This window comes from Mycolicibacterium rhodesiae (assembly GCF_002086695.1).
GTDB lineage: Bacteria > Actinomycetota > Actinomycetes > Mycobacteriales > Mycobacteriaceae > Mycobacterium > Mycobacterium rhodesiae.
The window spans coordinates 51,082-74,253 of sequence record NZ_MVIH01000015.1 but is presented as its reverse complement, the minus strand read 5'-3'; the positions used below and the strand labels follow the sequence as shown (position 1 = coordinate 74,253).

The following is a 23,172-nucleotide window of genomic DNA, read 5'->3' as shown; positions in this document are numbered from 1 at the left end:
CAAGACGCCTTGTCCGGGGATTTAGCAACCTTGTGGCTCGAACAAGAAATTCCCGTTGGGGAGACGCCGGGGATCGAGGTCGACCAGGTCTCCTCTATCCGTAATGTAGCGGCCGACATAATCTCTTTCTACGAGGAATTCGTACACATCCTGGGGCGTATGGCCAAAACGTCGGCAGTGAATATCTACGATCTCGATCAAAATACTGGGCCGAAAGGTCTTCAGCAAGTTTTCTGCACCGCGAAGCAGGTTCAATTCCCCACCTTCAATATCGGCCTTGATGAAATCCAGCCGGGTCAGATTCTTTTCTGTTGCGAAATCGTCCAGCCTGATCATCGGGGCTTCGATTTTGTTACCAGCGTCAAGAAATTGCGATGCGGCTCCGGCGCCCAAAGAGATCTGTGGAACATAAATATTGATGGGATCGGAACTGTTTCCGATCGCGCACCGGAATATTTCCAAGTTACCGCAACAATTGAGGGTTAAATTAGCGTCTAGCTCCAAAAAAGTATCAGGAACTGGCTCGAATGCGAAGACTTTACCATCCGGCCCCACAAAGCGCGAAAGATGGACTGCATGCCAGCCGTAATTGGCCCCAGCATCGATGGCGGTCCACCCCGGTTTAACGACCTTGTGAAGCAAAGTAGTTTCACTTTTTTCATATTCTGTATTGATCCACAATGCATGGCTGTGCGAGGTAGCAGAGTTCGCTACCTCGAACGCGCAGTCGTCTTTATAGAAAAAAGTAGCCCTGCCGGCTGCAATCTCGATTTTCTTGACCGACGTATCATGGAGCGACGCTAAGACATGCCGCCACGCGGCCATCTGAAGCTTGTCCTTCAGATCCGTGATACTTAGAAACCGTTGCACGGTAAACAAACGGATGGTGAAACGCGCACACAGGGCCACAAACCACTTGCGCGTCAGCGAATTACGGTTTATGGCATTTCTGAAGGTGTTTTTGATGCTCATTAGCAGATCCTCCCAATCATCGCAATTGATGCAGTCCCATTGAGGTGTGCGCGGCGTGCGTAGCGCCTATGGTCTGGCCTGGCGCGCACGAGCTGTGTTCCAGCAGAAAGTGTCCGATAGTCAACAACTCCGACCGCGACTGACGCACCCATTACATGCCCTGTGTCATTCAGGCCGGCACGGCGAGGGCACCTAGCCGGCCCAGACGCATACCCCCGTAACTCATCTTGGGGTCGGCCTCGGTGCTGATCACCCGGAATCCACCACTGACCAGCAATTGTTCTAAAGAGTGTGTCGAGAAGTAATTGATGTGCTCGCTCTGCTTGATTGCTCCTACGCGCGGCACCGTCCGGCCAAAATTACGGGCGATTCCGGAGAGGAAATCCGCAGCGATCCAGCTGCCACGCGTAGCCGAAATCCAGTCAAGGAAACGGCGGTAATTGGCTCGTGCGTGCCATCGGCGTACCTTGGGCCGGTCCAGGGGTACCTCGGCGTAGAGCAATCCGTCATCGGCGATTGCCGAGCGGATCTCTTTGACCGTCGCCACGGGGTCGTTGAGGTGCTCGAGAACTCCACATATGGTCACCAAATGGGGTCTGTCGGGCAGCTCACCGAGTGATCCTGCGGCCTGCACGCCCTCCATCATGTCTTTCCCAGAAACGTCGATCACGTACTTGGGACCTGAATAACTAGGGGGAAAGAACTGGCCTTCATCGCCTCCATAGTCGACGATGTTGCGCAACGTGTCGATATGGACATGGGGCTCGACGATGTTGTGGATGAATTCGATGCGCTCGGCGACAGCCTCTGATCCGGGCTCCATCGCGTTATGAACGTTCCGTGAGTACCAAGGTTCCCAACGGCGTCTTACCGTTAGGTAACGGTCATTGTGATAATCGGAGTATATAGCGGCGAGAGTCTTGTCATCAAAGCGATGGGAGAAATAGACCAAATCGCACCGATTGCAAATACACAGAGCGGTATTACGCGGAACGTCGTTCGCGTCGTCTCGCAGCTGAAGAATGAATGGCGCGATTCGGCCGTGTGCCTGGATGGCCCCCGGACTCCCGCAGATTGGGCAGAGTTTAGACATGCCGTTCGAACACTCCTTTTGATCGGCACCTGGCTGGTTGGGCTCGGTCATGGTCGGTCGCCGTTTCCGAGGGTGTTGCAGGAAGAGCGTTTCCCAGACCTGAATCGTGGGTTGCTGTCCCGCGTCCCTTCGCCCGCTGCGGGTGCTGGTCCGCGAACATCACACTCACCAGACTGGGCAGTGCTTCGAAGTGGTCGAGCCGCCCGTCCGCCGGGATGGTGTCGATGTCGCCCTGGGGATAGCCGAAGGTGACCAACACAAAACGCAAACCCGCGGTGAGTGCGGTTTTGGCATCAATCTCGCTGTCGCCGACGAAGATCGCCTCGTCGGGGTTCGCGCCCAGCCGCTCCAACGCTAGGCGGGCGAGCAGTGGGTGAGGTTTGAGCTGCCGGTCGGGTGTCCCGCCGACGATGGCGTCGATATGGTTGGCGATGCCGAGGCCCGCTGCGTACGGAACCGCGATGTCTTCGCGCTTGTTGGTGCAGATGGCGACTCGGTAGCCCCGCTGCTTGAGCGCCACCAGCATGCTGGGCACGCCTGGATAAAGGTCAGCGGGATCAGTGATCTGGCCGCGCAAAATGTCGCGGAACTCCTCCAGATCAACGAGCGGATCGGCAGCGGCGCCAAGCGCATTGCGCAGCATGGTCTCCCCGCCCAGGCTCACCCAGCGGCGCACCGCTGCAAGGTTGACGGGCGCGACCCCGCGACGTCGCGCCATCTCGTTGAGGCCGTGCGTTATCGCCGGAGCACTATCGACAAGGGTGCCGTCGAGATCGAAAAGGATCGCGCCGGGCGAATTCCGACTAGGGCTTTGCGGCATTTTTGGACTGTTCGACGAGCCGCTCGGGCAAGTTTTCCGAGGCCGGATCCAGCGGCACGATCATGTTGGCGCGGAATTCCGGGCGCGGCAGTAGCGGCGACATATCTTCGAGCGGCATCGAGCGAATCGTCCCGTCGGGCTGCGGCAGTGCCGCGGACTTCGGCCACAGCGCCTCGTTGCATTGGACTTGCACGTCAACGATGAGTGGTCCGCGCCGCGATAACGCCTCGCGCACACCAGAAATGAGGCAGGCTGCGTCGTCGATGCGCATCGACTCAATACCGTTTGCCGTCGCCAGCGTGACGAAATCGGGCAGCCCGAGCTGCCCTTCCGGCCCGGTTCCGACGTAGCGACCTTCGAAATAGTTGCGCTGAGTATTCCTGATCGAGGCATAGCCGCAATTGTTGAAGAGGAATAGCTTCAGCGGTAGATCAAGCATGCGAATGGTCTGCAGCTCCTGAATATTCATCATCAGGCTGCCGTCGCCCTCAACGCCAACAATGGACTTAGCGTCCGCGGCCAAGGCTGCCCCAATCATCGCGGGTAGGCCATAACCCATAGCACCCAGACCGGAGGTGAGGAAAATGCGTTGCCCCGTCTTGTTGGCGAATCCCGTGTGGAAGATCTCGACCGCCAGACCCGAGCTGCCGGTGACGATGAGCGTGTCCTCCGGGATTTCGTCAGCGAGCACTTTGGTGAGGTGATAGTGACTGATGGGCCCGTAGTTCGGGAAAGGTGCACCATCGTTGATCGGATAGCGGGCTTTCCAATCGTTGCAGCGGTCGAGCCACGAGGTGCGGCTCTTAGCGACTATTCGCGAGCTCTGTGCCAGCATCGCACGGATGAAATCCTTCGCGTCCGCACAGACCGCGCGTGCGATATCCATGTCAGGGGAGAATTTGGCGAGTTCGGCGGGATCGACGTCAACGATGACCTTGGCAGCGTAGCGGCCGAACATCGCAGGGTTGTAAGCCGTCACCACGTTGTCGAGTCGCGCGCCGATCGCGATTACCAGGTCGCTATTCTGGATTGCGAAATTGGGCGCGCGGAGCGCCACCGTGCCAGGCTTTCCGACGGCAAGTCGATGGTCGGAAGGGATGAGGTCGGTCGCGTTCCAGGTGGTCACCACCGGAATACCTAGTGCCTCGTAGAGGTCGCGGAAATCTTCTGACGCTTCGGCGAGCCGAATACCGTGTCCGGCAAGCATGATTGGGCGTTCCGCCGCATTCACCAGATCGATGATCGCGGCTGCGTCGGTACTGAGATTTTTCGCGCCGGTTGCCTCCGGCGAATGGCCCTTGAGCGCGGAGGCATCGATCTGTGCGGCCTGCACGTCCAGCGGAATGTCTAACCAGACCGGCCCACGCCGGCCCGAGGTCGCCAGGTGCACGGCCTTTTCGAAGTGATAGCGGATGTCCGAGGGATCGAGCACCGTCACCGCATACTTGGTGATTGGCTTGACCATCGAGACGATGTCAACTTCCTGCGGGCCCTTCTGCCGCACGCCACTTTCGCCCGTGAGATCGGCCCGCTTGACTTGCCCAGAAATCACAAGCAGCGGTACCGATTCGATCCAGGCGCCAGCCACCCCGGTGATCGCGTTAGTCGCGCCAGGGCCGGTTGTGACGAGCGCACAGCCTAGATGGCCGTTGACGCGGGAGTAGGCCTCGGCTGCGATTGCGGCTGCCTGCTCGTGATGTGTTGGCACGTAGCGGATATCGGAGTTTCGGCCGAGCGCGTCAACGAGATACATAGCCCCGCCGCCCGGCACCAGAAAGACCGCATCCACCCCCTCGTCTCTCACACGAGCGAACAGATAGTCCGCGAGTTGCATCGTCTGACGTACGTTGGGACGGACTTTCTCCGGCGCGGTGTTGACTGTCTCCATCACATCCAATGTGTCAGAAGGGTTTTGCGCTGCTTATTCTCGCCGACCTTAGGATCGGTATAGAAGGAGTCATCTTTGTGATGAGTCGAGGAGATCTCCTCGAAGATCGCGCCGGTCTTGCTGGTGAAGGCATGACGCACGGTCCGCTCGACCGTAATGACATCCCCGGGCCCGCATTCGCGAGCCTCTCCATCAAGTGTGATGTCGAGATCGCCGTAGAGGACGTGAAATGTTTCCTCCTTTTGATTGTGGTACTGCTCCGGATGGTGTTGACCCGGCAATACGACGATGAGTTTCTTGCAGTATTCACGGTTCACCACTGTGATCATGGTGATGCCGAATTCATCGAAGTTGTCAATGCCGTAATGGTGCGAGACCTCTAGTTCGGCTTGCCCGGGAACCACCACATTTGCTTGCGTAAGTAGGGACTTCACGCGCTGAACTATGTCGAAAACCTTCTCGCGCACTTCCTCGCGCCGACTGTTCGAGACGAGGATCGGGTCGTTCTTCCGAATGTCCGCTATCGCGTAGTAGTGACTGTATTTCGACCAGTCATTCGCGGTGACGTGACCTTCTTGCGTCGGGATCGCCATGAAGACGTCGCCACTGCCGATACGCTCACCGGCTTTGATGTCACGGTCGGCGAAAACGCCACGTCGCAGTGACAAAAGACTCCCCAGCTCGTCGGGTGTTGCCTTGGAGCGCTCGCCGGAGATGCCGCTGATAGTGCGGGCCGTCTGCGCCATCTCAAGCCACGCGCGCGTCTGAGCAGGTCCCGCCGAATAGCCGTTGATGCCGTATCTGTCTGTGGTTAGCCCGACATGTTTTTCGAACACCGTGCAGCCCTTGCCTATGGCGACCGCCACCGGCAGCGTCTCAGTCGGACGCTCGTGGGTCGAGTAACCGATGCGGACGTCGTCGTAGCGCTGGCGCAGGAAGTCGATCTGATTGAGTTGAAGCTTGTCATCGCTTGTCGGATATTCGGCCACGCAATGCATGAGCACAAAATCCCGATTGCGATGTTTGAGGAAAGCAACGACATTGTCGATCTCTTCGATGGTCGATCCCGCGGTCGAGACGATCATAGGCAGCGCGCTGCTCACCGCCTTCTCGAGCAGCGGCCAATCAGTAAGAGAGCAGCTCGCGATCTTGAGGATGTCGAAGCCATCGGCCACCACCCTGTCCACTGATTCCTCGTCGAAAGGTGTGCACACGGGGACGAATCCATTGTCACGGATCGCATCGACGAGCTTGCGCGTCTGCCTGGGGCTCAAGCGAGTTTCCTCGAACCGCTTGATGTATTTGATGTCGTCGCGGCCCTGATAGTCGGGGTGGATGAAGGTGTCGAGCGCGCGGTACTGCATCTTGAAGGCGAATCTGAAGTCGAAATCCTTGGCTACCGAGCCGAATTCACTTACGAGGCGCACACCATGGTCGACGTCGCCCATGTGGTTGTTGGCCATTTCGAAAATGAAAAGCCAGTCTGGAATCTGCGAGGATGCTACACCAGTTTTCATTCGGTTATACCAACCTTTGTAGAAATAATGAAATTAGGCCGTTGTTTGACTTCTTCGTAGATAAGTCCGAGGTATTCTCCGGCGACGCCTAGAAATAGTGTAGTTACCCCGAAGCCAATGAGCATGATGCAGATGAGTGATCCGTAGCCTGGAAATGGCAACTCTGCGAAAAGGAGGATGCGTATGGCAAAGATAAGTGTGGCTATGGCTGCAATGATACTCAAAGCGAAACCTGTGATGGTGATGAGTCGAAGTGGTGCATAGGAATGTGCGAATATGCCCTTGAATGCAAGAGTTAGGACGCCCAAACTGTACGCTTTTGATTCTCCAGCGAAACGAGGCGGGCGCGCCAAGGCCAGACCCGTCGACTTGAAACCGACCCAGGAGAACAAACCACGGACGAATCGGTTGCGCTCATCCATAGATCGAACTGTCTCATACACCTTCCGGTCAACTAGTCGGAAGTCGCTAGCGTTTCTGGTGATTCGATCGTTTGTGAGCGCGCTAGCGAGCCAATAAAACAGCTTGGAGTTCATCGCACGAATAGGGCCGGTGCCACGGCGTTCGGTAATCATTCCATATATATTCTCGTAGCCCTCTTCCCATTTGCGGATCATTTCAGGAATGAATTCCGGAGGGTCCTGCAGATCTGCTGTCATGAGGACGACGGCATCTGCATCGACAACGTTGAGACCAGCAGTCAATCCTCCGTCCATCCCAAAGTTGCGGGCGAGCTGTAAGATTTTAAAGCGCGGATCGGCTTTGTTAATGGCGAGCAGCTTTTCCATTGTGTCGTCATCGGATCCGTTTTCGACAATGATTGCCTCGAATTCATATGTCGATTCGGTATCGAACACTTCGGTGAGCCGCTTGGCGAGCTCGTCGACGCATTCACTTTCGTTGTATGCAGGAATGACACATGCAATCTTCTTCACTGCCACACTTTCCAGGGCGGGTTTCCGTTATTCCATAGGTTATTCAGCAGTTGCGCTTCTCGGTAAGTATCCATGGGCTGCCAGAAGCCGTTATGTTGATAGGCGGCAATTTGGTGCTCTTCGGCCAGGCGCAGCAACGGCTTTTCTTCGAGAATCGAGTCGTCCCCGTCGATGTAGTCGAAGACGGCCGGCTCGAAAAGGAAGTATCCGATATTGACCCAATCCTCAGTGCGGGGCTTCTCCCGGAACGTGGCGACCGCACCATCTTGCTCCAGGTCGATGACACCGAATCGGCTTGTCGGTTGGGTGGCCGTCATGGTGGCGATCTTGCCGTGCGACCGGTGGAACTTCAGCAAGGCGTGCACGTCGACATCCGCGATACCGTCGCCGTATGTGCAGAGGAACGTTTCACAACCGACGTACTTCTGTATGCGTTTGATCCGCCCACCGGTCATGGTGTCCAAGCCGGTGTCGGCAACGGTGACCTGCCAGTTGAACTCGTCGTGTGACCCGTGATAGCGGATGCTCGACTGGTCGCCGAGCGTAATGGTGAAATCGAGATTCGATGCCCCATAGTTCGAGAAATAGTTCTTGATGTATTCGCTTTTGTAGCCTGTGCAGACTACGAACTCGGAGATCCCGTAGTGGCCCAGAATCTTCATGATGTGCCACAGCACCGGCCGGCCGCCCACCTCGACCATCGGCTTGGGCCGGAACTCAGTCTCCTCACGCATTCGCGTGCCGAGCCCCCCGGCGAGCATCACGGCTTTCATTCTCTATCGACCCACCTCGAAGTGATCTGTCCCACGGCCGTTTCGCCACTGAGACGCCGGGCGGGTGACACACTAGCAACGCGGCGACGCGCCTGGTTGGGTTTTTGACGACCTCGTCCATATCACTTATCGGCATACAAGGGGAGTCTCCGATTACACGACGGGCCGGTTCTGGAGACGCACTTGAGCAGGACCGGGAGGATATCCTCGCCGCAGTTCGCCGGTACGCGGAGCGCAAGCTCGCGATATCTGATTTCGTACCCGGGGTAACTCCGGTGCCGGTATCGGGCAAGGTTCTGGATCCACAAGACTTTGCCGCGCTGGTCGACGCCTCTCTGGACGGCTGGCTGACCGCCGGCCGGTTTCACCCGCTCTTCGAGCGCTCCCTGGCCCGATATGTAGGGGCACGCGACGCTGTCTTCGTCAATAGCGGGTCCAGCGCCAACCTCTGCGCGTTGAGCGCCCTGACCAGCGCCAAGCTCGGCGCCGACAAGCGCTTCGGCAAACGGTCCCTGCAACCCGGCGACGAGGTGCTGACCGTCGCCGCCGGGTTTCCCACCACAGTCAACCCGATCATCCAGAACCAGATGCGGCCTGTCGTCGTCGACATCGAACTGGGCACCTACGACGCAATGCCGGATCGTCTCCGTGAAGCAGTGGGTCCCAAAACCAAGGCCATCATGATGGCCCACACCCTGGGCAATCCGTTTGATCTCGACCTCGTGCAGGAACTGTGCGACAAGCACGGCCTGTGGCTGGTTGAGGATTCGTGCGACGCTTTGGGCTCCACCTACAACGGTCAGCGAACAGGGAGCTTCGGCGATACCGCCACGGTGAGCTTCTACCCGGCCCACCACATCACCACAGGCGAAGGCGGGGCGGTGTTCGTCAAGTCGGCATTGGTACGCAAGCAGGTCGAGTCGTTCCGCGATTGGGGCCGCGACTGCTATTGCGCTCCCGGTATGGACAACACCTGCGAAAAGCGGTTCGAATGGCAGCTGGGCGAACTGCCCTTCGGCTACGACCACAAGTACATCTACAGCCACATCGGATACAACCTCAAAGCTACCGATATGCAGGCGGCGCTGGGCCTTTCACAGCTGGCCAAGCTGGACGGATTCGTCCAGGCGCGCAAAGACAATTTCGCTTACTTGACGTCGCTACTCACCGGCATCGACGGGCTGATCCTGCCGGTAGCCACGCCCAAATCGGAGCCGTCCTGGTTCGGTTATCCGATCACCATCGACCCCGCACACCCGGTCGACCGCACGGCGTTCATGCAGTTCCTCAACGAACGAAAGATCGGGTTCCGCCAGCTGTTCGCCGGCAATCTTCTCAAGCAGCCGGCCTATCGTGACGTTGACTTCCGGATCGTCGGGGACCTGGCAAATACCGAGATCGTGATGAACCGCACCTTCTGGGTCGGCACCTACCCGGGACTGACACGGCCGATGCTCGATTTCGTGGCGGAATCCATCCGCGAATACCTCGCCGAGGCATCGCGGTAGCCGTGCGCTACCTGGTCACCGGGCATACCGGATTCAAGGGGCCGTGGCTGACGCTGCTGCTGCTGAGCCGGGGGCACCGCGTGTCGGGTCTGGCCTTGGAGCCGGAGCCGGACGGGCTGTTCGCCCGAGGCGGGATCGCGGGGCTGCTCGACGCCGACCTGCGAGTCGACATCCGGAATCCGGGGGCGACGGCTGCCGCGGTCGCGGCGCTGACCCCCGATGTGGTGGTGCATTTTGCCGCGCAGTCGCTGGTCCGCGAGTCCTACCGCAATCCTCGCTACACCTACGAGACCAACGTCAACGGCACCCTCAACGTCCTTGAAGCGGTCGCCGCGGCCCCTTCGGTGCGGGCGCATGTGGTCATCACCACCGACAAGGTCTACCGCAACATCGGCCAGGAGGCCGGGTACGTCGAGACCGACCCCCTAGGCGGTGACGACCCATACAGCTCGTCGAAGGCTATGGCCGATCTGCTGACCCAATCATGGATCCGCAGCTTCCCCGGCTGCCCGACCGCCATTGCCCGCGGCGGCAATGTGATCGGTGGCGGGGACGCTAGTCGCGACCGTCTGCTGCCCGACCTGATGGCCGCCTATGCCAGCGGCCAGGCGCCGCTGCTGCGGTTTCCTAGTGCCGTGCGGCCCTGGCAGCACGCCCTTGATTGTGTCAATGGCTATCTGATGCTGGCCGACGCGCTGCTGGCTGGAAAAGGCTTGGGGGAGTGGAATTTTGGCCCTGGCCGCGAGAGCTTTGTCGAGGTCGGCGAAGTCGCCACACTGGCCGCCGAGATGTGGGGCGGCGGCGCGCACTGGGACGACCAGCCCGGCGAACACCCGCACGAGGCGAGCCTGCTGGCGCTCGACGCCGGCAAAGCACGGCGTGAACTCGGCTGGCACGATCGCTTGCAGTTCCGCGACGCGCTGGCCTGGACCGTCGACTGGTACCGCCGCGTGCACGACGGCGCCGACCCGCTGGAGCTGACCCGCGAACAGATCGCGGCGTTCGAGAGCCTGACGTGAGCGAATTCGACCTGCCACCGGAATCGCCGCTCCCCGGGCTGCTGCTGCGGCTGGTCCGTGACCAGCGTGTAGCGTTCCTCATCGTCGGGGCCATCAACACGGTTATCGGGTTGGCGATCTTCGTCGCGTGCTCGGAAACCGTGGGGCATTTTGTGGACGAGCGATTCGGCAGGGTGTCAGGATCGGTGGTGACCGTTGTCATCTCGCACGTGCTCAGTGTGCTGTTCGCTTTTGTGATGCAGCGGCGGTTTGTATTTCAGGTGCACGGCCACATCCTGCGTGACCTCGTGCGCTTCTGGAGTGTCTATTTGGTGGCCGGAGCGATCAACTTGGTCCTCTTGCCTATACTTGTTGAACTGGGTGTGCCTCGCATCCCGGCGGAGATCATCATCCTCGTTCCCCTCACGCTATTCAGCTATTTCGGCCACCGATACTTCTCGTTCCGGCGCAGCGCAAGCGACGTAAAAAACTAAATGCTTGCCGTCATCTTCGGGCCTGTCCGCATCCCTGTGTCAGCGCGGTCAATTGACCGGCACGCTGACAGAACCAATTATTCCTTGTAGGACAGTTGCTTTCGCATATTTAAACCCCGCTTGACGCGGCACTTCACGACAAATCTTGGTCAGTTCCTGGTCTTTTGTTGCTTGATCGTGTAATCGCCAAATTCTGCGATGGTTGAAAATTCACTGTTGAAATAACGGTTTAGTGTGTCGTTCGGGAGTTTCATAGAGTCTGGACCCCAAAAAAATTCGATTTGCGGTTTGTTCTCGAGCACACACAGGCCTGGGAGTGACCGCATTACTTGAACTGCCTTCTGCTGGGGCGCGCCGTCGAATAGCAGCGACCAACTGGTCGGATCATAGCCTGCTGGCAGCTTATGATCAGTCCAGAGGTAGAAGCTGGCCATTTCAGGATGTCCCACCAATGATTGGCACTGTGCCTCGATTTTGGCCACAGTTGCTTTTACGTTCGCTGCCTTATCGGGGCTGTCGCGGACCATTTCGGCGCCCCGGAGCCCGAGCGGGGTCGAGCCTTCGAATGCGGCGCGAACGTATTTAAATACTTGACTGACATGCAAACCCATCAAGATGGCAACACCCACGGCCGCAGTGGTTGCGCAGACTCTCGCCAGATGGGTCTTTGGGGCGTGTTGATTTCGGGTTGAGGCGACCCAGCGAATCCCATTCGCGATGCAGAGCATCCCGACAGGAATCAGCAACAGGCCTCCCCAATAAGATTGGACAAATGGTATGGGGAAGGCCTGCAATGTCTGCAATACCGCCATCGGTGGCAGTAGTGATCTGACGAAGGCAGTCCTTTCTTTTGCGGGCGGCTGGTTTGGGAGCCGGGCCAGTGCTGCCCAAGCAAAAGTGGCGAATACCAATGGGGAGAGATTATTCATTGGCATTGACACCGAGGTGACCATTGCGAGGCCGATGAGGAAACTCAGCGAAGCGCTCAGATAGATCCACCACACGCCCTGAAGAGATTCAAGGTTGCGTGTGGCGTACCAATAGCCGATCGCCCCCGCCACGGCTAGTAGGTCAAGGATGTAGGTCCAGCTAGGCAGCAGGAGGGGGAATGAGAGCAGGTTGGGAAAGCGCAGCGGTAATATTATTGTTCCATCGAGTATTGTGGATGGAGTGGTTCCGGCGGCCACGAGCACAAGGAAAACGGCTGCCCCGCAGAAGGCGAAACCTCCGCCCAACCACCATAATTCTCGAGAATCGCGCTGGTCAACTTCGCGGGCGCGCAGCGTGATTACAACGGCAAGCGCGGCTGCAGAAATATGGAATGCGAAATGGCGCGTCCACGGTTCGCTCAATTTTGAGTTCATTAGTAGCAGCGGGAGTGCCACAACGCCGAATTCGCCTAACGGCCTCACCCAGCGTATCCGCCTGAGCGCCGGATAAGTCACCACGGCTACGAGAGCAACCGCTGCCAGCGCGAATACGCCGATGTTGATCTTGATAAGTATCAGCGCCATCACGGCGCCCCCGAGTAGCGCGAGCGGTAACCGCGCGGTGTGTTCGCGGACAAAGCAGGCGAATACCACGATTACTGAGAGTAGAAGGGCAATGATGGCTGCAGGATGCATCGGTTCGCGGGCAAGACTGAAGAGCGCTAGAAATGTACAATATTGGGTCAATAATCCGATCATGGCACTACGGGTTATCCACCAGGCGGAAAGTCCGAACAGGACGCATGTCAGCACCCAGGCGAACAACGTCATCAAGCGGCTGTTGTCGTGCCCCACTTCGAATCCGGAGATGGAGAGCACTGAGCCCCAGAACTCGTAGTAGAAAGGACCGTAGCCGGTTGTTCCGTCGTAGTGCCAACCGCTATCGAGAAAAGACTTGAGGGAGAACAGGAAATAGCCCTCGTCGTCATTGTCGCGGAAGAATCCCGTAAAAATATGGTACCAGCCGATCATCGATGTAGCAGCTGTCATCGCTGCGAACGCGAGGACACCCAGAACGAGTCGGAAGCCGCGTTCCTGTGTGATCATCGCCCCGCTCCCAACGCCGCGTGGCCGTGCCCATCGACGGGCACACCGGACCACGACGGTGGTTCGGGCCGGCGAAATGAGCGCAGGGTAAGACAGACTTGGCCACAACCACCGACGATGCACACGTCCTACTCGAATTCCGGTGATGAAGTTGGCATACTTGTGGCCTCAACCTCTATGTATGTATGTGCGCTTTTCCTGGCGTGGCCAATGTATAGGCCACATGGCCCGCATGCTCTGTTTTACTGGTATCGCTTGCCGCTGAAATTCGGCCTGAGGCTTGACTTAGGTCATGGTCGGCGAGTTTCGGGACTGCCGAGTCGTTGACCTGCAGTTTGACTGGCTTAGTGCGCCGCTTGGGGTGCTAAGCGGGTAGTTTCGGGCGGTGGCGAACCTGCGGAAGGTGCGTACCGCTGACGAGTCCCCGTTTCTGAGTCAGGTGGACTCATTCACTGGGAACACGCCATCCGGTCTAAGTTTCACCGCACCCGCGACTCCATCGAAGCGCACCTGACCATCGTCTTCGCCGCCCGCCGGCGCACACAACATTCAGGAACGCAACGGCCTGGCCATCGCCAAGGCGATCAAGCAACTACGCCCGCTGCGCTCAGCGACCATCGCTATCAACGGCACCGCCGCGACCTTCCCACCCGAGCGGTGGCCCGCGTCCTCTGTTTACTGGAATCGGTTGCCGTTGAAATTCAGCAGGTGAGGGATGCTAGCTGCGCATTATTGACGGAGCGTGTGCTGAAGACGGTGTAAATGGGCCGAGCGGGTTTGAAGCGATCCTGCTGATCGCCAACCACATCGTCACCATGCTGCCGGTCTGGTCACGATGGCGACGACGACACCAATTCCGAGCCCGAAATCCCCACGGCCTGACGCCGCGAAACCAATTCTTCAGATCTACGGCTGCAGTATCAGCCGGACCGCTGGCTGTTTACGGTTGACGTGTCGACATCAAAGGCGCGAACGCCGGTAGTTGGTTGACCAGCTCTTCGTGCGTAGGAGGCGAGGATTACGATGCAAGTGACCAGCCACCAGAAGCCCGTGAACACCAGAGTGGTCCCAACGATCGGTGTGTAACCGGTTATACCCCTGGCCCCGAACTGCGCATAGATGGGAATCTGGACCGGGGAAATGAAGGCGAGTGGCAGAAGTGCGATACTGAATGCCACGGCCAGACTTACGCAAATCCCGGGCGCACGCCGACGATCACCTCCGGCTGCGAACTGATCGAATATCCCGCTGCCCGGTGGCCCGTCAGGGTCGCGGACGACGATCGCTGCTATCGGCAAGACGAACACCAGATAGTAAATATTGGTGAACGGTGGAAAAAGTGCGGCCGTCGGCAACAGGACCACACCTGCCATCACCGGGGGGATACGCCTCCCGATCAGCAGCACGGCGGCAACAATGACGACGAGCGTGCCGTACGCGATCAGCGATCGCGTACCAGCAAAGTAGCCGTCAGGAACTGCGCCGGTCTGGAAGAATTTGACCGAGCTTGCGATCAATTGGAAAAGAGTGCTGAACGATGCGTTCTGTGAGCCACCGTCCCCGCCGTGGTCGCCGTATCCGATGAGGCTATCGATTGATTGCGCGATTGTCGTCGGAAAATCTCGGGGCCACAGCGCAAAGGCGCCGATGCTGAAGAGCGCGGCGCCACCGAAAGCGATGCCACTCCATTTCCATTGCCGCGCTGCCAATAACACCACACCAAGGACAACGAACTGCGGCTTGATCAACGTGGCCAGGATCACCATCATCGCAACGAGTGCCCACCGCTGCCGCCGCAATGCCACAAGAAAGACCAGCCCGATCGGCACCAAGAATCCAGCCGAATTCCCCGTATCGACCGCAGCCCACGCCGGAATGGCAGCCGCACCCAGCGCAACGATGATCACCGCCCAGTCCAGACCACGCGCGGTGCGGGCTGCCCACATAGCGGCGGACATGACAGCTATCGCCAGGGCAATCAGATAGCCGACCAGCGCGATGACCGGCACACCCAGCCAGCGGCCGGGAAGCGCGAACAACAAATGCGGGATATAGGCAGCCGCCGGATAATTCCCCGTCGCCGGACGATCCAATTGAGGCAAGGAGTATTGGTAGTCGAACGGGTTTGGTTGCATACCGACCAGCGACGCCGTCACATGGTCTGTGAAACAGTGCCGACCGATGTTGACCGCCCCACGGATGTAACAATCCTCGGGTACGGCGGCCATCAGAGATGAAAGCACGTCGACCGCGAAATACTGCGTCAGAACGTAGCCCACCACCGCCGATACAGCAGACGCCAACAGCACCGTGCCCAGCAAGATCGTGCGCTCCGTTTGAGAGGCGGCCGCTGCCAGGACCCCTCTCATCGGCAGTTTTTCATTAGAACTTGCCCCATATAAATCGTCTCGCCGAGTCCGGATTCCATCGATGTGAACGCACCCAACGTCGTCAGCTTCCATTCGGTGAGGGGACAATGAGGTGACAATACTTGCAGTTAGGCCTTTGATCACACCTACCGCGAACCCGACCGCGGAAAAGGACGCCCCAGGTGGGCGCCCTGATCGACTCGGCGAGCAAAGGGGTGCCCTTCGGGCTGCGGGAGATGATTACCCTGGGCCGCGCGCTCACACGCTGCGCCGCCGATATTCGACGAAATCAACGGGTGGCGCAGGCATAGTCGAAAGCCCACGACAACGTGTGGATGGACCGGCGGGCAGTCCACCTTCCGAACGATCCCGCGGCTTCGCGGCCCGTATACACCCGCTAGGCCGCTCGGCCTCGCGGAAATCCGCACTCGTGGTGTTGAGCGGTGCGTCCTTGTAGAAGCTGGTCCGCGTCGTGCGATGACTGGGTTTTTGCTATCGGGTGTGGCAGCTTTGGATAAAGCTGCTCATTGCGGGTCTTCCCGTCCTGCCTCATGTGCTGAGGGCATGCTCATCGATCAGGCCTGCGAATCGACACATTCTCGGGCAGTCGTGTTACGGCTCGCTGAACTCGACTCCAATGGGCGCGAAAAGCCCGGTATTTGACATCGCTGTGAATTAGATTGTCGAGCCATGACCATGCCTAGCCAGCCGGCGGTCTCCGTCGTGGCACCGTGCTTCAACGAGGAGGCGGTGCTGCCGGAGTTCTTGCGCAGGGTCGGTGCGGTTCTTGACGCGATGGGCGGATCCAGCGAGGTAGTGCTGGTCGACGATGGCTCCCGGGACACCACCTGGGAGGTGATGTCCAAGGCCGCCGCAGACGACCCGCGCATCGTGGCTGTGCAGTTGATGCGGAATCATGGCCACCAATTGGCGCTCACCGCTGGGTTGAGTGTGTGTCGCGGCGAGCGGATTCTGATCATCGACGCCGATCTGCAGGATCCGCCCGAACTGCTGCCGGACATGTTGGCGCTGATGGATGGCGGCGCCGACGTCGTGTATGGCCAGCGCCGTACACGTGAGGGCGAGGGTCTGTTCAAGAAGCTCACCGCCAGAGTTTTTTACCGCACGCTGAGTCGGATCACCGAAGTCGAGATCCCGCACGACGCGGGCGATTTCCGGTTGATCAGCCGTGAAGTCCTTGACCTGCTGATCAGCATGCCGGAGCGACATCGATTCATACGCGGCATGATCGCCTGGATCGGTGGTCGGCAGGTCCCGCTGATCTACGACCGCAAGGCCAGAGTGGCCGGGGAGAGCAAGTACCCGTTCAGAAAGATGGTGAAATTTGCGGCCGACGCCCTGACCGGCTTTTCGGTTGCCCCGCTGAAGTTATCGACCAGTATCGGCTGGTTCATGGCAGCGGCCGGGTCGTTGTTCACGGTTTACACGATACTGGGGACGCTGCTATGGGGGCAGACGGCGCGCGGCTGGGCGTCGCTGATGGCTGTGCTTTGTCTGCTGAGCTCTATGCAGTTTCTGATGTTGGGCGCCTTGGGCGCTTATCTCGGCCGGTTGTACGACCAGAGCAAAGGCCGACCCCTTTACATGATCAGAGAGGTCACCTGCACAGGTGACCGGCCCGTCGAGCCGCTTCGTGGGCTCGGCTGGGGGCATCGGAATTCATGACATCCGGCGTGGAGTCAGGACATGGCGAGGTCGGCGGCCCCACGGCAGGTATCACAGGTGCGCCCGGGCGGCTGCTGCGGCTGATCCGGGACCAGCGCATCGCCTTCGTCATGGTCGGAGCGACGAATACGGGTATCGGAACGGCCTGCTACGCCCTGTTCCTGTGGATGCTGCCCAAGGGGGGCATGAACTATATGGTCGCGTTACTGGGGGCGCACATCGTTTCAGTGCTGTGCGCATTTGTACTGCATCGCAGGTTCGTATTCCGGGTTCGCGGACACGTTATGCGTGATCTGGCGCGGTTCGAATTGGTCAATATTTCCTCGCTGGCTTTTAACTTCGTTATGCTGCCGGTGCTGGTTGAGGGGCTCGGGTGGCAGCCGCTGCTGTCACAATTCGCGATTGCTGGAGTGCAGGTCATCTACAGCTGGTTTGCCCATCGCGACTTTTCGTTTCGGCGTGCCCGGTGAGCCCGCGCGTCTCGGTCGTCATTCCGGCCTACAACAGCGTTGCGTTCATCGATGCCACCATGCGCTCGATCCTCGGTCAAACTTTCACCGACTTCGAACTGTTGGTCTCCGACCACAGCTCAACTGACGGCACCTGGGAGGCGTTGCAGAAGTACTCTGCTGACCCGCGAGTCCGATTGAGTCGCTTGGCTTCCGGTGGAGGAGGAGCGGCGAACTGGAATGCCGTCACCGCTCGTGCCGCCGGCGAGTTCGTGAAGCTGGTTTGTGGCGATGATGTGCTGTATCCGGAATGTCTTGCGGCGCAGGTGGAAGCGCTGACAGCGAATTCGTCGGCGGCGCTCGCGGCCAGTCGCAGGGACGTGATCGACGCGGCCGGCGGGATGGTACTGCGTAATCGGGGGCTGGCAGGACTCAAGGGTGCTGTTGGCGGGGGGGAGGCGATTCGGCGGACTGTTGTGGCTGGCACCAACATATTTGGCGAGCCCGCATCCGTGCTGTTCCGGCGGGCGGCGCTGATTGATGCTGGCGGCTGGGACGGGCGACAAGCGTTTCTGCTGGATTTGGCTGCGTATTGCGCCGTGCTATTGCGAGGTGACTTGGTGGTGGTGCCACGGCCACTCGCTGCGTTCCGGATCAGCGATTCGCAGTGGAGTGTGCGGTTGGTGCGCACCCAAGCAGAACAATTCATCGCGTTCTTCAAGAAATTCGCGGCGGAGAACCCCGGCGTAATCGGCAGCCGCGACGTGTTGGTCGGCAGTACGCGCGCGCATGCGAATGCTTTTGCGCGCCGGGCGGTATATATTCGGCTGGATGACCGGATGCGCAGTCAATTAAATAGCAAAAGTGTCGGAGAGGGACGGCATCCGGTGGGTACGTGATCTCGCTCTGCGCGCTTGTTTGCAGCAGTTTTCGCGGTTTACGGTGTTATCGCAATTCTTGTATATTTCAACGGTTGGAATGATAGTGTGATAACTGAGGTTTTCGGGCTCTTTTGAAGTAAATGTGGTTCCCCACCGCAGTTCGTAGCGGGTGGCGAATTCGAAGAACGCGCGCATTTCACCGTAGGTCACCAGGCACTCGTCAAAGACGAGGATCGATCCCTACGAAGCGGTCCTTGCAGGTTTCCAGCGCGTGCAGGCAGCTTTGGCAGGTCCAGGTCTAGGTCCATGTGGAACAGCCGAATCGGCGCGCCGGGGTGCTTGACAAGGAACGGCGCCAGGGTGTTGTAGGTGCTGCCCTTGACGTACTGGACGTCGCGCCCGAGCGTGTCGGGAACACCCGTCGCGGACAGTGACGCGGTATCGCGCGGGAACCGTTGTGACGTGGGATCGGACAGCGAGAACGTGCTCTGCTTGATGAGGAACTGTCTTCGATCTGCCAGTGCTCGCCAGTCCCTCGAAGGTGTCGAGGCCGTACACCCTGCGGCCCGATGCCTGCGATGTCAGCCGTGTCGACCAGCCGAGCCAGACGCCGAGGTCGAGGAGAAGTTCACGGAATTCTCGGGCAACTGGGAGGCTTCCCACAACATGGGTGGCTAGGAATCCGGCAGCTGCGCAGCTCGGTCAGAGGCTAAGTGGGGGCGGTCGGCGGATTTCGACCACCACCGAAACGACACTGGTCAAAGGCCTGCGCAAGAATTTGGCTCCCGAGTGGTGACAGCGTTGCCGCTGCGGCGGACAGCATCGAAGAATTCGCCCGGCGGCGTCAACGGGGTGTGGCGACCGAATTCTCGCGCAGGCGGCGATCCTCGCGGTTAGCACAATCCTCAGCATTTCGGCCACCGGGACTTCTCGTTCAGGCACAGCGCGAGCGATGTAAAGGACTGATGGCTCCACGCTGCGTGGTCAGTCGCCTGCGAGCGCACGGTCAGCTAGCGCGCCCATCACGGGCGCCAGTATCCGGGAGTACTCCGCGGTGAGGTGGCTGATGTCGAAGTAGACCAAGGTGTTGCCGATTATGACGGGGCAGCGGTTGTTGGTGCAAAACAGGTCGGTGAGGTCGGCGTAATACCCGCCAGCGGCTGTAGCGGCGACCTTTTCGGCGGAGATGCCAGATTGGCTGAGGGGGGATAGTGCGCAGGCGGCGGCGACTGTCAGGTGGCTGGCCAGACATTCTGGTACATCGGTTTGTGGGATGGGAATGGGGCCCAGGACGAGGACCTGAGCGCCGGTGCTGCGCAGATCGCCGATCAAACGAGTGAGGCTGGCCAGCCAGATGGGGTCGAATGGCGTGAAACTTTGGCCCTTGTAGACGCCGCTGTAATTGCGCTGGAGGCTGAGGACGATCAGTCGGGGGTGTTCGGTGCGAAGTCGGGACATGATGGCTGTGCGCCACACCGCGCACTCCCGGTATTCCCTTGTCGGGTCCGGGATCTCGAGGGGTAAGTCCAGCATTGGGCATCCGCGTTTGGACAGCGATTCCAGGCGCCAATGCCGCTGATTCGCGATCTGGCCGAAGGCCGGGTTGAACATCGCGGCGTGGGAGTCGCCGATCAGGGCGACAGTTTCGGGGGACGCCAGATCACCACTGGCGCACTCAGGCTGCGCCACCTGATTGATGGTGCTAAAGCAGGTGTCGGCGATAAAGGTCTTGATGCCTTTGCTGTTCGCGTCGGCCAGGGGCGGGGTGAGGTTGACCGGGACTGCCGTGAGGTTGGCGGATTCGGCGACGGCGGCGTGAACCTGGGCGAAGACGTTGTGGACGGCGGTGTCGTAGGCGCTGATCGGGGCGCCGGGCGGGATGGTCGGCGCGGTGATGACCAGCGGTGTGGCAGGGGCACCCCGGCCGATCGGTGATGGGATAACGAATAGGAGCGCGCTGCTGACGGTGACGGCGAGCGCGGTCGATAGTGCGCCGAGCCCGAGACTGCGCCAGGGTGAGTTACGGATACCCGGACTGAAGCGCAGTGGATTTTCCAGATAGCGCAGTGTCAGCGCGGCCAGGACGGCGCTGACCGCGGCAGCCGCCAGCCGCGCTGGTAGTCCGAGTGGATGACCCAGTGCGATGGGAGTGAGTATGAGAACGGGCCAGTGCCAGAGGTACCAGGAGTAGGAGATCTGGCCGATGGCGCGCATGGGCGCCAGTCCCAGCAGACGCCCGCATCCTGCGGTGGGTGTTGCGCAGCCGGCGGTGATGACGAGGGCCGCGCCGAGTGTGGGCACCAGTGCTGCGGTGCCGGGGTATGGGGTGTCCGGAGTCAGCAGGGTGCATGCGGCCAGGATGAGGGCCAGACCGGCCAGCCCGATGGCGGCAGCAAAGCGTGCATCCAGGCGGCGCCAATAGCCGGCGGTCAGGGCCACGACGCCACCCAAGCCCAACTGCCACGCCCGGTTCGGCATGAGGTAGAACGCCGGCTCGGGCCAAGCTTTGGTGACCGCCAAGCAGACCGAGAATGACACGATCGTGGTAACGGTCAGAACCGTGAGATACGGCCACAGTGACCGAGTGGCTTCGGTCCTGCTGCGGCGTCGGAACAGCCGGACTAGCCAGGCTGTGCCCAGGATCAGTACCGGCCACACCAAGTAGAACTGTTCCTCGACGCCCAGTGACCAATAGTGCAGGAACGGCGACGGATCCCTGGAAGCGAAGTAGCCGGTTTCCTGTCCGGAGAACCAGATGTTGGAGACGTACAGTGCGCTGGCGATGCACGCCTGGATGACGGCCCGGATCTGCAACGGGTTCATCAGGATTGCCGAGACGGTCACCGTGATGATCGCGACCATCGCTGATGCCGGCAGCAATCTACGTGCCCGCGCCCCGTAGAAGCTGCGCAACCGGACGCCCCCGGTGGTGCTTGCTTTGCGCCACAGCAACCCGGTGATCAGGAAACCGGAGATGACGAAAAAGACATCGACGCCGACGAATCCGCCGCTGATCCCGGGCACCGCAGCGTGGAATAGGACCACGGCAATGACGGCAACCGCGCGCAAGCCCTCGATGTCCGGGCGGAAATGGTGATTCTCCGCATTCGCCGAGTAGCGGCCACTGTGGCTATTTTGCATTTCGGCGCGACCTTACCCGTACAACCGTTCGGGCTTGCGGATAGCCGTGCTCGTTGGGTTTGTAGAACGCTTACGTGGCCGTCGCGAGTCCGGTATTAATGACCGGTGCCGCACGACCGGAAGGCCACCACACGGCCATGAATATTGTGCTGTCGAGTTACGGTGGCCGGGGCGATATCGAGCCCGCTGTTGTTGTCGGCGATGAGTTACAACGCCGGGGACACGATGTACTGATGGTGGTCCCACCCAACCTGGTCGGTTTCACCGAGGGCGCCGGGCTCCCCGCCGTTGCCTATGGGCTGGACTCGAAGGAAATCCTTGAGCTGCAGTGGCGCTACTTCACGCTGTACGGCCGCACGCCTTGGAGGCTCAAAGAGCTCAACCGGATGGCTACCGAGACGGCGCAATTCGCCGCCGAATGCTGGGCGGCGATGACCAGAACACTGGCCTCGGTGGCGCAAGGGGCCGACTTGCTGGCCACCGGACTGATCTTCGAACAGCCCGCCGCCAACGTGGCGGAGGCGCAAGGCATTCCGTTAGTCACCCTGCACTACTTCCCGTACCGGGCGCACGGCCAGCTCATGCCGATCATCCCAGCGCCGCTGAGCCGCATGGCGATGACCGTCAATGAATGGACCGCCTGGCGCGGAACCCGCAGGGGCGAGGATGCGCAGCGCCGTGAACTTGGACTGCCTGAGGCCACTGCTCCGGTGCACCGGCGCATCGCCGGCCGAGATTCGCTGGAAATACAGGCGTACGACGAACTGGTCTTTCCCGTCCTGGTATCCGAATGGGCTCGATGGGGCGATGAACGGCCATTTGTCGGGGCATTGGCGATGGCATCGCCGACGGCCGCTGACGAAGCGGTGGCGACTTGGATTGCTGAGGGAACCCCGCCGGTTTTCTTCGGATTCGGCAGCGTTCCAATCGGATCACCGGCCGACACGGTGGCCATGATCGCCGCGGCGTGTGCGCAACTGGGGGTTCGCGCGATCATCGGCGCCGGCGGAACCGACTATGGAGGCGCCCCCCGGTTCGAGCAGGTGAAGGTTGTCGGACAGGTGAACTACGCGAGCATCTTCCCGATGTGCCGGGCGGTGGTGCACCACGGCGGCTCGGGGACTCTGGCGGCGTGCCTGCGCGCGGGCGTGCCGCAGGTGGTGCTCTGGACGCTGCCCGATCAGCCGTTCTTCGCGGCTCAGGTGAAACGTCTGAAGGTGGGTGTCGGGCGGCGGTTTTCCACGACCACTGAGAAGACCTTGGTCAAGGATTTGCGCAAGGTTCTGGCCCCCGAGTGTGCGGCACGGGCCCGTGGGCTGGCGCCGCAGATGACCACGCGCGCTCAGGCCGTCGCGGCCGCTGCGGACCGCATCGAGGGGTTCGCCCGGCGGCGTGGAATCGGATGAATGGCCCCGCGCCGCGCGCCGTGGTTGACCGGGCCGCTTTTGATCGGGAATGGCACAGCACGGCGCCACTGAGCTGTGCCGAAGGCGAGCTTGATGTCGTGCTCATTGTCTTGGCCGCGCGCGGCATCACCACGACCCAGTAGGTGCGTGATCGGGTGAACCGTTGCACCGATACCGATCGTTGCGAGAAGTGGATCAATCGCCGC

At 60.1% G+C, this 23,172-nt stretch carries 18 protein-coding genes and 2 pseudogenes; 9 read left to right on the top strand and 11 right to left on the bottom strand.

Going from position 1 to position 23,172, the window contains the following annotated elements; genetic code table 11:
* Positions 1–21: 21 nt before the first annotated feature.
* From BST42_RS23610 to rfbF, 7 genes are all read right to left on the bottom strand, one after another.
* Positions 22–972, bottom strand: coding sequence for an FkbM family methyltransferase (locus BST42_RS23610; protein WP_083121753.1), 951 nt, complete (start codon positions 970–972; stop codon positions 22–24).
* Positions 973–1,141: 169 nt separating this feature from the next.
* A complete protein-coding gene (locus tag BST42_RS23605; protein ID WP_165760911.1) occupies positions 1,142–1,795 on the bottom strand; it encodes a methyltransferase domain-containing protein in 654 nt (217 codons plus the stop codon).
* 262 nt (positions 1,796–2,057) lie between these two features.
* Positions 2,058–2,885 (bottom strand): HAD family hydrolase, encoded by an 828-nt coding sequence (locus tag BST42_RS23600; protein WP_083121751.1) that lies wholly within the window; start codon positions 2,883–2,885, stop codon positions 2,058–2,060.
* Positions 2,869–4,773 carry a thiamine pyrophosphate-binding protein gene (locus tag BST42_RS23595; protein ID WP_083121750.1) on the bottom strand — a complete coding sequence of 635 codons (1,905 nt, stop codon included), beginning with the start codon at positions 4,771–4,773 and terminating at the stop codon, positions 2,869–2,871. Before BST42_RS23595 ends, BST42_RS23600 begins: the two co-directional genes overlap by 17 nt.
* A complete protein-coding gene (locus BST42_RS23590) occupies positions 4,773–6,290 on the bottom strand; it encodes an N-acetylneuraminate synthase family protein (RefSeq protein WP_083121749.1) in 1,518 nt (505 codons plus the stop codon). Before BST42_RS23590 ends, BST42_RS23595 begins: the two co-directional genes overlap by 1 nt.
* Complete coding sequence (locus tag BST42_RS23585) at positions 6,287–7,225, bottom strand: glycosyltransferase family 2 protein (RefSeq protein WP_237159570.1); 939 nt, start codon at positions 7,223–7,225, stop codon at positions 6,287–6,289. The genes BST42_RS23590 and BST42_RS23585 overlap by 4 nt, the downstream gene beginning before the upstream one ends.
* Positions 7,222–7,998 carry a glucose-1-phosphate cytidylyltransferase gene (gene rfbF / locus BST42_RS23580; protein ID WP_083121747.1) on the bottom strand — a complete coding sequence of 259 codons (777 nt, stop codon included), beginning with the start codon at positions 7,996–7,998 and terminating at the stop codon, positions 7,222–7,224. The genes BST42_RS23585 and rfbF overlap by 4 nt, the downstream gene beginning before the upstream one ends.
* 152 nt (positions 7,999–8,150) lie before the next feature.
* Between rfbF and rfbH the strand changes: the two genes are divergently transcribed.
* The 3 genes from rfbH to BST42_RS23565 are packed head-to-tail and all read left to right on the top strand — an operon-like array spanning position 8,151 to position 10,998.
* Entirely contained in the window at positions 8,151–9,506 is a 1,356-nt protein-coding gene (gene rfbH / locus BST42_RS23575) for a lipopolysaccharide biosynthesis protein RfbH (RefSeq protein WP_083121784.1), read from the top strand.
* Positions 9,507–9,508: 2 nt separating this feature from the next.
* The gene (gene rfbG / locus BST42_RS23570; protein WP_083121746.1) at positions 9,509–10,525 is read left to right on the top strand and encodes a CDP-glucose 4,6-dehydratase; all 1,017 of its coding nucleotides are present in this window, start codon (positions 9,509–9,511) and stop codon (positions 10,523–10,525) included.
* On the top strand, positions 10,522–10,998 hold the full coding sequence (locus tag BST42_RS23565) for a GtrA family protein (RefSeq protein ID WP_083121745.1): 477 nt from the start codon (positions 10,522–10,524) through the stop codon (positions 10,996–10,998). Before rfbG ends, BST42_RS23565 begins: the two co-directional genes overlap by 4 nt.
* 149 nt (positions 10,999–11,147) lie before the next feature.
* On the opposite strand, the gene BST42_RS23560 is transcribed toward BST42_RS23565, so the two are convergent.
* Entirely contained in the window at positions 11,148–13,034 is a 1,887-nt protein-coding gene (locus BST42_RS23560; protein ID WP_083121744.1) for a hypothetical protein, read from the bottom strand.
* Between the two features lie 468 nt (positions 13,035–13,502).
* Here BST42_RS23560 and BST42_RS23555 point away from each other — a divergent pair.
* Positions 13,503–13,746, top strand: a pseudogene (locus BST42_RS23555) (IS1634 family transposase); the annotation flags it as partial.
* Between the two features lie 208 nt (positions 13,747–13,954).
* Here the strand turns inward: BST42_RS23555 and BST42_RS23550 are convergent.
* On the bottom strand, positions 13,955–15,403 hold the full coding sequence (locus tag BST42_RS23550) for a glycosyltransferase family 87 protein (protein ID WP_083121743.1): 1,449 nt from the start codon (positions 15,401–15,403) through the stop codon (positions 13,955–13,957).
* Positions 15,404–15,585: 182 nt separating this feature from the next.
* Here BST42_RS23550 and BST42_RS30355 point away from each other — a divergent pair, with 182 nt between their 5' ends.
* The 4 genes from BST42_RS30355 (at position 15,586) to BST42_RS23535 (ending at position 18,437) form a co-directional block, all read left to right on the top strand.
* Positions 15,586–15,714, top strand: coding sequence for a hypothetical protein (locus BST42_RS30355; RefSeq protein ID WP_264048704.1), 129 nt, complete (start codon positions 15,586–15,588; stop codon positions 15,712–15,714).
* 379 nt (positions 15,715–16,093) lie between these two features.
* The gene (locus BST42_RS23545; protein ID WP_207569565.1) at positions 16,094–17,089 is read left to right on the top strand and encodes a glycosyltransferase family 2 protein; all 996 of its coding nucleotides are present in this window, start codon (positions 16,094–16,096) and stop codon (positions 17,087–17,089) included.
* A complete protein-coding gene (locus tag BST42_RS23540) occupies positions 17,086–17,559 on the top strand; it encodes a GtrA family protein (RefSeq protein ID WP_083121742.1) in 474 nt (157 codons plus the stop codon). Before BST42_RS23545 ends, BST42_RS23540 begins: the two co-directional genes overlap by 4 nt.
* Complete coding sequence (locus BST42_RS23535; protein WP_083121741.1) at positions 17,556–18,437, top strand: glycosyltransferase family 2 protein; 882 nt, start codon at positions 17,556–17,558, stop codon at positions 18,435–18,437. Before BST42_RS23540 ends, BST42_RS23535 begins: the two co-directional genes overlap by 4 nt.
* A gap of 132 nt (positions 18,438–18,569) precedes the next feature.
* On the opposite strand, the pseudogene BST42_RS30495 reads toward BST42_RS23535, so the two are convergent.
* A pseudogene (locus BST42_RS30495) lies at positions 18,570–19,125 on the bottom strand (class I SAM-dependent methyltransferase); the annotation flags it as partial.
* Between the two features lie 278 nt (positions 19,126–19,403).
* Positions 19,404–21,560, bottom strand: a complete 2,157-nt coding sequence (locus tag BST42_RS23530; RefSeq protein WP_083121740.1) for an acyltransferase family protein — start codon at positions 21,558–21,560, stop codon at positions 19,404–19,406.
* A gap of 137 nt (positions 21,561–21,697) precedes the next feature.
* Between BST42_RS23530 and BST42_RS23525 the strand changes: the two genes are divergently transcribed.
* Positions 21,698–22,966 (top strand): glycosyltransferase, encoded by a 1,269-nt coding sequence (locus BST42_RS23525; protein ID WP_083121782.1) that lies wholly within the window; start codon positions 21,698–21,700, stop codon positions 22,964–22,966.
* The last annotated feature ends 206 nt before the right edge of the window (positions 22,967–23,172 follow it).